The following is a 14,246-nucleotide window of genomic DNA, read 5'->3' as shown; positions in this document are numbered from 1 at the left end:
GAACGCTCTGTGACTGATGGGTAAAGCGTGGTTCTGTACCTTTTATTGTTCTTTCTGCTACCGGCTCCGCCCCAGGCAAGGGGTGTGGGGAGGGTGTAACGGATCATGCGGCCACCGGTACGGCGAGTGCGTCCCGCAGCCGCCGGGCCTGGGTCACCAGCCGGGACGAGCCCCGTCGGTCGGCGGCATGGGACAGATGCGGCAGCTCACCACGCGCCCCGGACCGCTCGGCGCACTCGTCGGCGACGGCCAGCAGATCTCCCAGCCCGCGGGCGGGTATGGACGGTCCGGAGCGGCCGGTCGGGCCGATGGCGCCCGCCGGACCTGCGGTCGCGAGGTCGGCGAGCAGCACGGGGAGGGTGTGCCGGAGCATCCCCCAGATCGTCGCGTTCGCTCCGGTGGCCGCCGCCGTCCGCGCCGACTCGGCCAGCCGCAGCGGCTTGACCACTCCGCGCCGGACCAGCTGGCCGAGGTCGGCGCCGAGTCGTGCCGGGTCGAGCTGCCCTCGCGCGGCGAGCACCAGCAGCGCGTCCACGGCGGCGAGCCGGTCCTCCGGATGCCGCGCGCCCAGTCCGTACGCCACGCACAGGTGCACGCACTCGCCCGCCTCGCCACCGGACTCGGCGAGCTGCGGCAGCGCACCAGCCGCACCCCGGGTGTCGTACTCGGCCGCATGCGCCAGATCGTGCACCATCCGCACCGCCACCAGCTCGCGCCGCTCCGGGAGCACGGCGAGCCAGTGCTGCCGTATCTCCGGGCTCCAGTGGGAGCAGTACCGGCTCTCGGCGAAGGCGCCCACCGGTCGGCCCAGCGTCCGGAAGTCGGCCGGGAAGTCCTCCTGGAACTCGAGCAGTTCGCCGAACTCGACCACGATCCGGCTCCCGCGGGTGCGCCTGCGGGACAGGGGCAGGACGGTCCCCTGGGAGCGCAGCCAGTGGGCGAGGCGCTCACCCTCGCGCGTGCCGAGCGCGTTCGCCCGCTCGGCCGCCGCCGCGGCTTCGGTGCGGTCGCCGCGCCGCACTCGCAGCAGCGCCTGCGCGAAGTCGGCCGCTGAGACACGGGCGCCCAGGCGCCGGTACGTGTCGAGCCGGTCCACCAGCTCGCCCGGCTCCAGCAGGCCCGTGCCCGTCGTGGGCGTCGACAGGAGCAGCGGCAGTGGGTCCGTCCGCAGCCGGTATGCCACCTCCCTGATCCGGGCGTCGAAGGCGGTCGCGAGGCCCCGGTGCACACAGCCGTGCCCGGTCGACGCGTGGCGCCCCACGACCGTGTGCAGTGTCGACGTCCCGACCCGTCCGCGCAGCGTCGCCAGGAGCAGGTCGAGGGCGTCGTGCGCGCTCTGGAGGTGGTGGTGCATGGGGCTGAAGTACGTGTCCGCGTGCCGCCACCGACCCGGCTCCGAGGCGTCCCACCAGCGCCGCTTGATCACCGGGTCGAGCGCGTCGAGCAGGCCGTGCGCGTCGCTGTAGGCGTGGCGGACCAGACCGTCCAGCGCCCGTTCGAACGTGGCCACGTCACCCTCGGACGCCAGCAACGCCGCTACCTCTTCGGCGAGTTCGACCACCGTCTCGGGCGCCGCGGCGAGCCGCACCGGCTCCGGGACGGGCGGGAGCACCTCCTCGTGCACCGCGGGGACCGGGTCGGCCACCTCGATACCCAGGGTGCGCTTCGCCCGGATGCGCAGCGGGGGGATCAACTGCTCCGCCGAGTAAGAGAGTTCCGTACGGACGTCCTCGGAGGTCAGCCTCTTCGTATGACGTTCCACCAGCTTGAGGGCCCGCTCCTGCACCTGGGTGTCCTCGTGCCCGAACGCCCGGGCCACGGCGGGCAGCAGATCCGGCGCCGCGGAAGGATCGCGGGAGAGCGCTTTGCCCAGCAGGACGAGCTGGGCCCGCACGAGCTTCTTCTCGCCGCGGAACAGGACCCCTTCGGAGGCCTCGGCGAGCTGCCGGGGCGTCAGCTCCTCGGACAACGCGAGCGCCCCGAGCACCGACTGGGCGTGCGCGGCCACGGGGGAGGCCGCGTCACGCGCCAGGGCCGTCCAGTCGGCGACGCGCTCACGCTCCTCCGCGCGTGTGAGCTCGAGACGCACCAGCAGGGGGAGGAACGCCCGGTGGTCGGTGGGGCCGCCGCCACGCAGCAGCCGGGCGACACAGGCGTCGAGCACGGCCTTGCGGTCCAGCGAGCCCGCCCGGGTGAGTTCGGCCAGGGCGTCGTGCCAGGGGCCGTCGCCCAGCGTCCAGCGGACCTCTCCGAGGTCGGAGAGCTCGAAGAGGCCGGTCACGAGCGGGGCCAGATCCGGTTCCGCGCGCAGCCGCTCGAGCACGGAGCCGTGCCGCCACCGGCTGCCGATGTGCCGCACCCAGCCGGTCACATAGGCGTCCGTCACCGGAACCTCGCACCCCGCCCGCCGCACCAGCCCGGACATCAGCTCGTACGACACGTTCGCGGACACGGGCCGCTGTGCCAGGCGGCGGGCCACGTCGGCCAGCCACGCGTTGTCCCGGCCCGCCAGCGCCCGCAGCAGCACCTCGGGGGACGCCTGCCACCAGCGCAGGTCGGCCGCGGCGAGCCAGTTCGCGGCGGCCGCGGCACCCGTGTGGCAGGCCGCCCCGGCCGCGTGCAGTGCCGGGTACGCGGTGCGGAAGTTGCCCCAGGGCGCACCGCGCATCTCCTTGCGCAGCGCCTTCAACTCCGGCAGCGCCGCGCGCCGTCCGGCGTCGGTCATCCCCTCCAGCAGGCGCAGCGTCTCGTCCGTCCGCCCCGCCCGCACCGCCTCGATCAGCGCACTCATCGCCCGCCCCCGTCGACGTCCGAAAGTTCCGGTGCCACGGCCGAGCCGCGGCGCACCATCCGCACGGCCAGCGCGTGCTTGCACGGTCCGCGCCCGCCCCGGTACTTCGCCCACCACTGACAACTGCAGCTCAGCACGCCGGCGTCGTCGCGCACCCGGTGCACATGACCGTCCTCGGCGGTCACCGTCCCCACCAGGCCCTCCAGGGCCACGGCGCCCGCGGCCACCAGGGCGCGGGCGGAGCGCAGCCGGGGATTGTGGCGCTCGACGCGCTCCGCGTCGTACGGCAGCTCCCGGTGGAAGTAGGCAGCCTCCGCCGTGTCGTAGCCCACGCGCCCCGACGTACCGAGCCGGACGAGTGCGGCGCGCACCCGCTCCGGGGTGAGTCCGGAGCCGACGGCGAGCTCCGCGACGTCGACGCGGGGCTCCCACGCGAGCAGGACCGCGATCAGCTCGGCGTCCGCCGCGGCCTCGTCGGTGGCGAGTGCGTCCAGCACGCCACCCTCGCCGGAGAAGCCGCGCGAGGCGTCCGGCGACAGCGTCAGCGTGAGCCGCATGCCGGGCAGGACGACCTCCCAGGCGGCCGCCGTCGCAGCGCCCCGTGCGGCGGCACCGATGACCGCGGGGCCGTACACCCGCAGGGCCGTCGCGTACTGCAGCACCCGCTGGAGCGCGGCCAGCCGCTCGGGACCCGGCAGGCACACCGCGCCCGGCACCGCCCGCGTCGTCGGCCGCAGGCCCCGCCCGACCGGCACCACCCAGCGCGGCCCGCCGGCCGGGCGCCGCCCCGGCCCGGACCGGGGCAGTGAACGCAGGAACCGTACCGCCTCGTCCGCCGGCAGCTCGGCCCGCAGGTCGAACCCGGCCGCTGTGACCTGCGCCTCCGCGAAGCCGCGCAGCCACCGGTCGGGCAGGGGCACCTTCTTCTCCACCACCGGCCCGTCCAGCGTGGTGACGGCCAACTCCTCGGGCCCCACCCGGAGATGGAGCGGATCATCGCCGCCGATCCGGGAAAGGGCCTCGCGCAGCGGGTTGTTGACGTCGACGTTCGTCGTGCCGTGCCCCACCTCGCCGCCGTCGAGACCGGGGCCGAGGACGTCCAGGCGTGCGTACACCCCGCCGCAGCCGGAGAAGGACTCGAAGCGCAGCCGGTCGCCGTTGCCCGTCACCACCGGGTCGAGCGAGGCGCGCAGCTGCGGCTGGTGATACCGCGCCGCCGCCACGTCCGCCACCGCGAGCAGTCCGGCGGCGCCGATCCGAGGAGACGTCAGAAAGCCCGCGAAGAACCGCGGATGGTCCTCGACACCCGTGGGCGTCGAACCCCGGGAGGTCTCGAGTCCGAGCTGGTGTCCGCCCGCCGCGGACCGGAGCACGGAGGGTTGCCGATAGGCCACGGCCTGGAGAGATCGCGTCATGGAAAAACCGTAGAGGCGACCACTGACAATCGGCCTGACCTGCGAATACGCCCTGTGAGAGCGGGAGTTGCCCGGAAAGACGAGCGTGCCGCGCACCGGGGGATGACGCCGGTGCGCGGCACACCTCAGAGGGTACGGGAACGAACGACCCGCCCGCTCCTACCGCGCCTACTGGCCGACCCGGCCCGGCTGCAGGGTCTTCGTGAACAGCACGGAGCCGTCCTGCTCGCGAAGACGCACCGTCAGCTCCCCGCTGTCGCCGTCGATGTCGACCTCGCCGAAGAACTGGTAACCCTCGGCGGGCGACACGTTCGACGCCGTCGGCGCCTTCACGAACACCCGCTCCGGACCGAACGTGTCGTCGAGCGCGCTGGCCGGGAAGGCACCCGCGTTGAGCGGGCCGGAGACGAACTCCCAGAACGGCTCGAAGTCGGTGAACGCGGCCCGCGACGGCTGGTAGTGCTGGGCCGAGGTGTGGTGCACGTCGGCCGTCAGCCACACCGTGCCGGTGATCCGCCGGTGCTTGATGAACCGCAGCAGCTCGGCGATCTGCAGCTCACGGCCCAGCGGCGCGCCCGGGTCGCCCTGCGCCACGGCCTCGATGTTCGGCCGGCCCTCCGTGGTGTCCGGCACGACCAGGCCGAGCGGCATGTCGGCGGCGATCACCTTCCACACCGCGCGCGAACGGGACAGCTCGCGCTTGAGCCGTTCCAGCTGCTCGGCGCCGAGGATGCCCTGCGGGTCCACCTTCTGATCGTCGGGGGAGTTGGCGTTGCGGTACGTCCGCATGTCCAGGACGAACACGTCGAGCAGCGGCCCCTGGTGCATGACGCGCCGGACGCGGCCCTCCTTGGCGCCCGGTCGCAGCGTCGAGATCGGGAAGTACTCGGTCAACTTGACCCGGCCCTTTAGTTATCGCCGGTTTGATCTTGAATTCTCTATCGCTGCGCAGTTCATCTTGTTGATGCGATCGATTCAACAGATCCGGCCGAGGCAAGTGATCAAGGTTGTTCGCTCGGTCCGTTTCGACCCCGACGAGTGAGTTCGCGGCGGAGTTCGAGGTTCTCGCCGTGTGCCTGAGCGAGGGCCTCCCGTAGTGCCAATTCTCCGTCGCGTAGTTGCTTCTTGAGGCGCGCGACCTCTGCGGTGAGGACGAGGACGAGGTTGCTCTCACTGGCGTTGGCGTCTGGTGCCGGGCGAGGCGCGGGCTGCTTCTGGCGGCGGAGGCGTTCGATGCGTTCGCGCAGGGTGGGGTGGGTGTAGAGAAAGGAGTGGGAGACGCCAGCCTCCCGTTGGACGGCTTGAAAGGTGACCGGCTCCCCGCGCTTCAACAGGGCGCGGACGGCGGCCTCGGCGGCCTTCGTCTTGACCTCGGACTTTCGGCGGGCTGCCTGGTTGAGAGTGTCGATGCGGCGTTGGCGCTGGTCGGTCATGGCTGGGTCTTCCGGTGGCGCGTGAGGTCGATGGACACGGAGGTCGGACCGCCGGGGCCGCCTGCGCCCTGGATAGCACGGCCTGGGTTGGCCTGCATGGAGGCCAGGAGTTTGAGGAGGGCTTCGCGTTCAGCACTGCGTTGCAGGAGCCAGACGTTGTCGCCGGGCATGGGGCGGCCGTGGCGGTTCTGGAACTGCGCGGTGGTCCGCTCGATGAGTGCGGTTGTCTCCGCCAGCTGCCGTTTGAGGGTGTCGAGGTGGCTGGCGTCGGTGACGAAGACGCTGCAGGTCAGGCAGGCGTTGCCTTTGTCGCAGCGCTGCAGCGGCGGCAGGAGGCAGAAGCCGTTGGGCAGGAAGCGGTCGGCGCGGTCGAACAGGTGCATCCCGTCGTGGTCCTCCTGGGAGAAGGTCACCTGGGTGCCGTCGGCCTTGAACTTGCGGGTCGCCAGGAACGCCTGCTCGGCATGTTCCTCGCGGCGGGCGACGTAGTGCATCGACATGGTCGGATTGGAGTGGCCTGCGTATCGCTGCAGCACGTGTACCGGCAATCCAAGCTCGGCAAGCCTCGTCAGTTTTGTGTGCCGGAACCGGTGGGTATGGCTGAGCCGGACGGGATTGCCTGCAGAGTCCATGACATTTGCCTGCTCGCTGAACTCTCGTAGGACCCTGCCGTAGGTGGACTTTCCGTACGGCTTCGTGCCGTGGGCATTCGCAATCTGTTGCGGGAAGAGGTAGCGCGCCCCCTGGACTGGGAAGTTCTCACGCACCCACTGTTGCTGTTCCTCGATGACGGCAACAACCTCGGCGTCGACCAGGATGGTGTCCGGCGCGCTGTCGATCTTGCTCTGGGCGTAGTGGAAACGGGCGACCTCTTCGCCTTCGGCGGCTTCGATGGCTCGATCGGTGGCAGGGGAGAGACAGTCGAACACGCAAAGGCGGATCTCGCTCGCACGGCGTCCGGTCAGGACTTGCAGGAGGAGCATTCGCATCGCCTGTGGGTCTCCCCGGCCGACAAGGACCCGCGGCCCTGCGCCGGACTGGACGGTCACGGTTTGTGTGCGGGGTTCTCCGAGCATCGGCAGGCAGGTGCTGATCTGGGCGAGCGCGTGATCGTCGACGTAGTGCTCCGTGCCAACCAAAGGGGGCTGGTTGCGTACTCTGCTGACTTGCCGCAGCCAGACCGCGGGGTGCGCGTCGGCCAAGCCATCCCAGGGGGTCGGCCCCATGACCCGCGCCGCTTCCTGACGGTTGTCGAGCACGAAGGCCATCAGTTCCGCGACCGCACGCAGATCGTCGTTCACCTTGCGTGCCGACGCGGATCTTGCGGGACGGCCGTCGCTGGGGCGATTGGCCGGCTCTGACGCCCACTGCCGGTAGGACGCTGCCAACCTCCCAGCCCGGGACAGATCACGGATTGCGACGGCTGGCTCCTCAAGGGTGTCGAGCCAGCGGTCGAAGCGCAGGAGCGATGGGACGCGTCTTCCCGCAATTGTCGACCAGGCCAGCGCCCCGGATTGAAGTTGGAGGCCGAGATACCACTTGATCGCGCTCCTCGCCCAGGGGAGGCGTGCCGTCCCTGGCGAACAGCCCTCTGATGCCGTAGGTTCGCGATCTCGTAGAGGGATGCGCGGATCGCAGCGCGGGTGCCAGGTGTCCAACTCCCACCACGCCCCGTCGTGAAGACGGGCCTCCAGGGCGAGGCGGGGATACCTCAGGACGTGCTCGAGCCGACGACGGCCGCCGGTAGGAGACGGAAACCGGTTGTGCACCGCGTGGAACCACGTGGTGTAGAGCTTCAAGAGATCCTCTCTCGGTGTTCCAGCCAACGAGGCGGGCAGCGGATGCCGAGCGGTGCCCGACCACGCCAGGGCAGCTGCGAGTTGGCCGAATGCGCTGACCGCGACTTGCACACCGTCGCGGAGCTGCCAGTGCGCCATCCAGGCAATTTCGGCTCGAAGGTTGGGTGGGAGGCCATCCAGCTTGAGAGCATGACTCCGACCGGAGTCAGTGATCGTCTCCCATCCGTCGATCCCCGGACCGATGATCTTTCCCCGCCACTCGGCTGGAAGGTCGGCCAGAAGGCGGGCACTGGTTGCGCTGCCGTGACCAGGGGCAGCGTGGAGCGGAACTACGCGATCACTGGTCACGGTCGGTTCGCCATCCTTCCGTGTGCTTCTTCCAGTTCGCTGCCGCGCGTAGAGCCTCGTCCTCGCTGACCCAGCCGTAGAGGTCCAGGGTCGTCTGCACGTGCGCGTGCCCCAAGCGGCGGGAGACCACCCAGTCCGGGGTGCCAGCCAGGAGTAGGGCGGTGGCGTGGCTGTGTCGGAACCAGTGGGCGGTCCAGTCGGCCGGGCCAATGTAGCGGCGCTGAAGAGCGTCGATCTTGTCGCGGACCGTTCCCTCTTGCAGCGGGGCCAGGAACGGGGGCCGCTGCAGGTTGACGAACAAGGCATCGTCGGCTGTCAGCGACATGCCCAACTCGACAGCACGAATGGATAGTTGGGTCAGGTAGTCCGCGTAGAGGCGTTCCAGGTCGGTGCCGACGTAGACGCGACGGGCGCGCATCATCTTGACCCGGGCATCGTTGGCGTTGTCCTCGCGGGGCACGATCTCAACGTGCGGCGTCGCACCTCGACCCATGACGAAATCGCAGATTCGCATGCCGAGTGCCTCGCCGATCCGCATCCCACTCTCGGCCAGCAGGGCGAACAGGAAGCGGTCTCGCAGGTTTCCTCGCCATTCGCCCCGCGTGTTGTCGAAGACCGCGCAGCCGTCGAGAATCGCCTGGATCTGCTGCGGCAGCAGGATCGGAGGCCGATCGCGGCGGCGGGTTTTGCGCACCCGCACCAACGAGGACGGCCCCAGAGGCGTGCCGGCGTCCAGGTGGGAGAGCAACTTTCGGGCCGGAGCCCGACGTGGGGCGCCGCGCAAGAGCCGTTTGGCGACCGGGACGTCGTGCACCGCGTCCTGCCAGCGGTAGAAGGAGATCAGCGCGGCGAGCCGTGACTCCAAAGTCGTGTACTGCGGAGCGTCATCCTCTGCGGCCAGGACATGCTCGACCTTGCGACCGTTGCGCAGCCAGGACAGGAACACGGTGACAACCGGGACGCCCACCTCTCGCCAACGGTCGGCCTCGTCGCGCTGTTCAAGGAAGCTCCACCACTGAGCCAGAGCGGTGGCATAGGAGCGGACGGTGTTCGGCGACCACTCAGCCCGGTGGGCCTCCAGCCACTCCTCGACCGGGGCTACCGTCCGGAACGTGTCGTCGACGACGCTCCAGGTCCGAGATCCACCCGGCGGTTTGACCATGATGCTGTACGCCACTGCGCTCGTTCACTCTCGTTGAAGAAGACCCGCTGATAGCACTGACTCAACGAGGAGTGAGCAACACAAGTAACGCTCGTTGCAGACATAGAAGAGAGCGGTTGAGCTCCCTGGGATAACTTTAGGGCCGGGTCAAGTTGACTTACCGCAGGTGTGGGGCGACGTGATCGGCGATCGTCTGGAGAAGTCGCGCGTTGTAGTCGACGCCGAGCTGGTTCGGGATGGTGAGCAGGAGGGTGTCCGCGGCGGCGACGGCCACATCGGCGGCGAGTTCCTTCGCGATGACGTCCGGCTCGCCGGTGTAGCTGCGGCCGAACCGGGAGACCGCTCCGTTGAGGATGCCGACCTGGTCGCGGTTGTCTGCAGTGCGTCCGCCCCCGAAGTAGAGCCGGTCCTCGTCGCTGGTGATCGGCAGGACACTGCGGCTGACGGACACGCGCGGGGTGTGTTTGTGGCCCGCGGAGCGCCATGTCTCGCGGTAGGTGTCGATCTGCTCACGCTGGAGTTCGTCGAAGGGCGTTCCGGTGTCCTCGGACAGCAGTGTGCTGCTCATGAGGTTCATGCCCTGCTCGGCGGTCCAGACGGCGCTCGCCCGGGTGGAGGAGCCCCACCAGATACGTTCGGTGAGGCCCGGTGAGTGGGGTTCGACTGGAAGTCCGGTGGCAGGGCCTGCGGCCGGGTCGGTCGATGCGATGGGGTGTCCGGCGATGGCGCGCCGGAATTCCGCGGTGTGGTGGCGTGCCATGTCGGCGTCGCTCATTCCCTCTGCGGGGACGTGCCCGAACGCCTCGTATCCGCGGAGCGCCACCTCCTGTGATCCGCGACTGAGTCCCAGTTGCAGTCGTCCGCCGCTGATGAGGTCTGCCGCGGCGGCTTGCTCGGCCATGGCGTAGGGGTTCTCGTAGCGCATGTCGATGACTGCTGTGCCGATCTCGATCCGGTGTGTGCGTGCGGCGATGGCGGCGAGCAGGGGGAAGGGCGTGGATGCCTGGCGGGCGAAATGGTGAACGCGCACGGCTGCCATGCCGATGCCGATCTCTTCCGCGGCGATCGCGAGTTCGATGGTCTGGGTGAGCGCGTCGCGAGCGGTGGGGGTGCGTGAGCCCGGCACGGGCTGGTAGTGGCCGAAGGAGAGGAAACCGAGAGTCTTCATCGTGGTGTCCCGTGGTGTGTCTTTGGTGGGTTGTCCGAGGGCCGGCGCCCTCGCCGCGTTCCTGGTGGGCGGATGGTGAGGGCGCCGGGACGCTCAGGCGCCGGCCGTGTGGGCGTGCCGGCGTGCGTTGAGGCCGAGGGCGGCGATCGCGCTGGCGAGGGCGAGCGCGGTGGAGGTCCACCAGGAGATGGCGTAGCCGTGGTGCGGGTCGGAGTCGGGCAGAGCGAGGAAGATGACGAGAAGGCTCACGCCGAGGACGGAGCCGATCTGGCTGCCCATGTTGACCACGGCGCTGCCGGTGGCCGCTTGGTGCGGGGGGAGGTCACGGGTCGCGGAGGAGAACATGGTGGGCAGTGCCAGACCCATTCCGAAGCCCCCGATGAGCCAGCCGGGGAGGATGCCGGAGGCGTAGTGGATGGCGTGCCCGCCGGTGGAGAGGGTGATCAGGGCGATTCCGGCACCCGAGAGGAGGGCGCCGACCGCGGCGATGAGGCCGACGGGCAGCCGGTGGGCGAGTCGCGCGGCCAGCAGGGAGGCGACGAACACCATGCCGGGTCCGGGTGCCACCGCGAACCCTGTCTTGACCACCGACCAGTCGCCCTGCTGTTCCAGCCACTGGATGATGCCCAGCAGTTGGAGTGTGAACGAGGCGTAGAACAGTACGACCGCCACGTTCGCCGAGGAGAACACCACGTTCCGGAAGATGCCGAGTTCCACGATCGGCACGTGCGCGCGGGACGAGCGGACGACGAACGCGATGAGCGAGACCGCGGCCAGGATCAGGCTGACGAGCGTGGACGCCGCGCCCCAGCCCCAGTCCGGAGCCTTCACCAGCCCGACGGCGAGGGCTCCGACGGCAAGGATGATCAGCAACCCGCCGAGGAGGTCGGGGATGCGGCTGGCCAGGTCGTGGCGGACGTTGGGGATCAGGGGGATCGCCATGGCGATGGCGGCCAGGCAGAGCGGGATGTTGATGAGGAAGATCCACTGCCAGGCCGCGTTCGCCAGCAGACCACCGGCCGCGGGGCCGGCCGCGGCGGCGAGCGACCCGCTGGCCGCCCAGATCTGGACGTACTTGTGCAGCTTCGCGGGCGGAGCCGTCGCAAGAACCAGGCCAAGGCTGGCGGGGGTGAGTATCGCCGCACCGGCCGCCTGGATGACACGGAACACTACGAGGAGCCACAGCTGACCGGACAGCGCCGCGCCGAGGCTGGCCGCGGCGAACAAGCCGAGGCCCACGATGAAGGCGCCCTTGCGTCCGTAGCGGTCGGCCAGCCGCCCCGCGGGGACCAGCAACGCGGCGATGACGATGGCGTATCCGCTCAGGATCCAGCTGAGATCGGACAGGTCGCGCGTACCGATCCCGCGCCCGATCGGGTCGAGGGCGACGTTGACGATCAGCAGGTCGAGCGAGGCCAGAAAGGTCGCCGTCGCCAGCAGCGCCAGGACGAGACCCGGCCGCCTGACGCTCGCCCCCGATTCACTGGAGGCGGCGGCAGTGGCGGTGTCCCTTCCCGGGGGCGGCTCTACGAGGGTCTGGTCGGGCGGAAGGCCGTCAGGCATGACTTCTCCGTTCATGCGGTCTGTGGTGGGGGCTTGGCAGCCGTGCCCTCGACATATCGATTAAGTACACGGATGCGTTTACAGCGGGACCGTAGCATGCTGCGGACGTCAAAGTAAACGTGCACGTTTACTACATGGGTGAGTCAGGGGTCGCAGGTCGCCGCCAGGGCGGGGCAGCGTACGAGCGCATGCCCACGGCGGCGATGAGGCCGTTCGGGACGCAGGGGATCGACCCCATCGGCAAGGAGCAGGTCGCGGCAGCGGTACCCATGGCCAAGCGGCCCCTCTGTGCCCATTTCGCGACCAAGGGCGACCTTGTGGTGGACTGCCTCAGCCACTTCGAAGAAGCCGGACCCTGCTCGCGCCGCCTTCCGGGGCTGCCTGGGTCGGAGAACTCGACAGCGGCATCGATGAGCGGGCGGCCCCGGATCGAACCGGTCACCGTGGCGAGGGTGGCAGCCCGCGATCCTCTCCGGCGACACTTCAAGCCGCGTGACGGTCCTCGACGGCGCCCGGTGCACGAGTCACGCCGGACTCGCGACCGAAGCGGCGATCGACGCGACCATCCCCGTATCGGCACCCGCCCAGCCGTTCCATGACGGACACCTGCTGGTGCGGCGCAGCGGCATTCGGCGCCGAGTTGTACGGAGCAATGGGCATCAGCCGTGACGATCGCACCGCACGCGCGGCCCACAGCTCGGAGAGCCTGCGTATCTACGGCGCGCCGCACGCGGCGTTCCTGTTCGTCAACGGGGACGGTGGGCGCGGCTGGCCGCCGATGTCGGCGCCTACATGCAGACGTTGCTCCTGGCGATGACCGCGCACGGCGTGGACAGCTGCCCGCAGGGAGTACTGAGCTTCTACGCCGACACCGTTCGCGCCGAACTCGGCGTCACCGAGGGCAGGCTGCTCGTCGGGATCTCCTTCGGCTATGCCGACGAGGCCGCGCCGGTGAACCGGGTGACGACCAAGCGAGCCGCGCTTGCGTCAACCACGATCTTCCATGCGTGACGAGGCAGCTTGGTGCGGCTCAGCGGGCGCCCGCAGGAAGACGGCGGTGGTTGAACGAGCCAGACCGTTCTCATCGGAGCCGCCCTGCCGGTGTCCGACTACCAGGACCCCGCCACACGGATCGCCTCCCAGATCATGACCATGCTCCTCGGCGCCTGCACCGCGTTCGATGGCCTTTCCCTGTCAGTTCGTGTCCGGCAGGGCTCGTTCGAGCAGAATCTCTGCCGCTGCCCGTGCGTGCCGACCGTAGTCCGCTTCACCCAGCACCATGGCGCGGCTGGCCGCCCCGTCCGCGAGGGTGGCCAGTTGTTCGGCGAGCGCGAGGGGTTCGCGGCAGCCCAGCTCCGTCGCCGCGGCGGCAATCAGCTGCACCATCCGCAGTTTCTGATCGCGCGCGTAGGAATGGACCGCGCTCTCCGGGTCGGGGAATTCCGCGGCGGCATCGATGAACGGGCATCCGCGCACCGGGCCCACGTCCGCCGGGAGTCGGTCGAACACCTTGAGGATCCGTTCCCGCGGGGGGATGTCCTCGCGGGCCAGCACGCTCTCCAGGGTGTCACCCGACAGCACGAGGCCCTTCAGGTGGGCGATGACCAGGTCGTTCTTGGTCCTGAAGTGCGCGTAGAGCGTCCGTTTCGACACCGGTGCTTTCTCTGCGACCTGTTCCATGCCGGTCGCGTTGATCCCCTGGGCCGCGAAGAGCTGGGCGGCGGCGGCCAGGATGCGCTCCCGGCCTCCACGTCCCTGCCGCTGAGGCGCCGTAGCCGTTGTACTCATAGGTCGAGTATACGGTCACGTTTACTTTGATCAAGGGCTCTGCTAGGGTCACGACCATTTGTAAACGGTCACGTTTACCTTGATGTGGAGGAGCCGCATGAGCAGGCCGGTTTTCGGGATAGGGCTTGATACCGGGTTCAACAGGGGATGTCAGCGCCGGTGATCCGGGTCAGCTGATCTCTGACGCGCAGGAGGCGGATCGCGCGGGGCTGGACGTGGTCACGGTGACCAACCAGCCGTGTCGCCCAGCCCCGATGCCGGCGAGGACAGTCAGCGCGCTGTCCACCCTGTCCGGCGGTCCCGTCGCGCTCGGGATCGGCGCGGGAGCTCAACAGGTCCGGGCCGCAGCGAAGTTTGGCGTCGGTGCTGGTGAGAGTCAGACCGTCCCGCATCCCGCAGGGCCGCGTCCTGCTGTCCTGGACACCCGCGGGCCAGGACCGCATGGACGTCGCGGCCCACCTGGGCCTCGCGGGCGCCCAGGTCCTGCCGGCGGTGTGGCCGGGCCTGGGCGGTGAGTGGTCGGGTGTGGTCCGACCCACCGTGGCCGAGGTGACGGAACTGCACGCGGCGTTGCGCCTCGCGACCGTTCTCGTGGACCGTCTGACCGACTGAAGGGGCGTCGCGGGGTCCGTGCGGTGGGGCTTACGCCTCTTCGTTCACCCAGCTCATCAGCTTGCGCAGCTGCTTGCCGGTGGTCTCCAGCAGGTGCTCGGAGTCCGGCTGCTTGTACTCGTTGTACTTCTTCAGACCGCCGTGGTACTCGTCCATCCAGTTCCTGG

General features: G+C 69.8%; 10 protein-coding genes and 2 pseudogenes. 2 read left to right on the top strand and 10 right to left on the bottom strand.

Features of this window, described 5'->3' with window-relative positions; genetic code table 11:
* Positions 1-103 precede the first annotated feature (103 nt).
* The 8 genes and pseudogenes from IEZ19_RS37300 to IEZ19_RS37265 form a co-directional block, all read right to left on the bottom strand.
* Positions 104-2,791: a DUF7824 domain-containing protein gene (locus IEZ19_RS37300; protein WP_189315829.1), complete on the bottom strand. Its 2,688-nt coding sequence runs from the start codon at positions 2,789-2,791 to the stop codon at positions 104-106.
* Positions 2,788-4,206: an SWIM zinc finger family protein gene (locus IEZ19_RS37295; RefSeq protein ID WP_189315828.1), complete on the bottom strand. Its 1,419-nt coding sequence runs from the start codon at positions 4,204-4,206 to the stop codon at positions 2,788-2,790. Before IEZ19_RS37295 ends, IEZ19_RS37300 begins: the two co-directional genes overlap by 4 nt.
* Before the next feature lie 168 nt (positions 4,207-4,374).
* Positions 4,375-5,100, bottom strand: a pseudogene (locus IEZ19_RS37290) (alkaline phosphatase D family protein); the annotation flags it as partial.
* A gap of 107 nt (positions 5,101-5,207) precedes the next feature.
* Positions 5,208-5,639 (bottom strand): DUF6262 family protein, encoded by a 432-nt coding sequence (locus IEZ19_RS37285; RefSeq protein ID WP_189315827.1) that lies wholly within the window; start codon positions 5,637-5,639, stop codon positions 5,208-5,210.
* Positions 5,636-6,940, bottom strand: coding sequence for a tyrosine-type recombinase/integrase (locus tag IEZ19_RS51500; RefSeq protein ID WP_229841279.1), 1,305 nt, complete (start codon positions 6,938-6,940; stop codon positions 5,636-5,638). Before IEZ19_RS51500 ends, IEZ19_RS37285 begins: the two co-directional genes overlap by 4 nt.
* 835 nt (positions 6,941-7,775) lie before the next feature.
* The gene (locus tag IEZ19_RS37275; RefSeq protein WP_189315826.1) at positions 7,776-8,963 is read right to left on the bottom strand and encodes a tyrosine-type recombinase/integrase; all 1,188 of its coding nucleotides are present in this window, start codon (positions 8,961-8,963) and stop codon (positions 7,776-7,778) included.
* Between the two features lie 142 nt (positions 8,964-9,105).
* Positions 9,106-10,116: an LLM class flavin-dependent oxidoreductase gene (locus IEZ19_RS37270; RefSeq protein ID WP_189315825.1), complete on the bottom strand. Its 1,011-nt coding sequence runs from the start codon at positions 10,114-10,116 to the stop codon at positions 9,106-9,108.
* Positions 10,117-10,209: 93 nt separating this feature from the next.
* Positions 10,210-11,679, bottom strand: a complete 1,470-nt coding sequence (locus IEZ19_RS37265; RefSeq protein ID WP_189315824.1) for an MFS transporter — start codon at positions 11,677-11,679, stop codon at positions 10,210-10,212.
* 768 nt (positions 11,680-12,447) lie between these two features.
* Here IEZ19_RS37265 and IEZ19_RS51495 point away from each other — a divergent pair.
* Complete coding sequence (locus tag IEZ19_RS51495; protein ID WP_373297118.1) at positions 12,448-12,690, top strand: nitroreductase family protein; 243 nt, start codon at positions 12,448-12,450, stop codon at positions 12,688-12,690.
* Positions 12,691-12,873: 183 nt separating this feature from the next.
* On the opposite strand, the gene IEZ19_RS37255 is transcribed toward IEZ19_RS51495, so the two are convergent.
* Positions 12,874-13,467 (bottom strand): TetR/AcrR family transcriptional regulator, encoded by a 594-nt coding sequence (locus IEZ19_RS37255; protein WP_189315823.1) that lies wholly within the window; start codon positions 13,465-13,467, stop codon positions 12,874-12,876.
* Positions 13,468-13,836: 369 nt separating this feature from the next.
* Here IEZ19_RS37255 and IEZ19_RS37250 point away from each other — a divergent pair, with 369 nt between their 5' ends.
* Positions 13,837-14,079: a hypothetical protein gene (locus IEZ19_RS37250; RefSeq protein ID WP_229841275.1), complete on the top strand. Its 243-nt coding sequence runs from the start codon at positions 13,837-13,839 to the stop codon at positions 14,077-14,079.
* A 30-nt stretch (positions 14,080-14,109) separates the two neighbouring features.
* On the opposite strand, the pseudogene IEZ19_RS37245 reads toward IEZ19_RS37250, so the two are convergent.
* Positions 14,110-14,246 (bottom strand): annotated as a pseudogene (locus IEZ19_RS37245) (ketol-acid reductoisomerase); the annotation flags it as partial.

It is taken from the genome of Streptomyces brasiliensis (assembly GCF_014647875.1).
In the GTDB taxonomy this organism is placed as follows: Bacteria; Actinomycetota; Actinomycetes; order Streptomycetales; family Streptomycetaceae; genus Streptomyces; species Streptomyces brasiliensis.
Note: the sequence above shows the minus strand (reverse complement) of the source record. Positions and strands in the feature narration are given on the sequence as shown.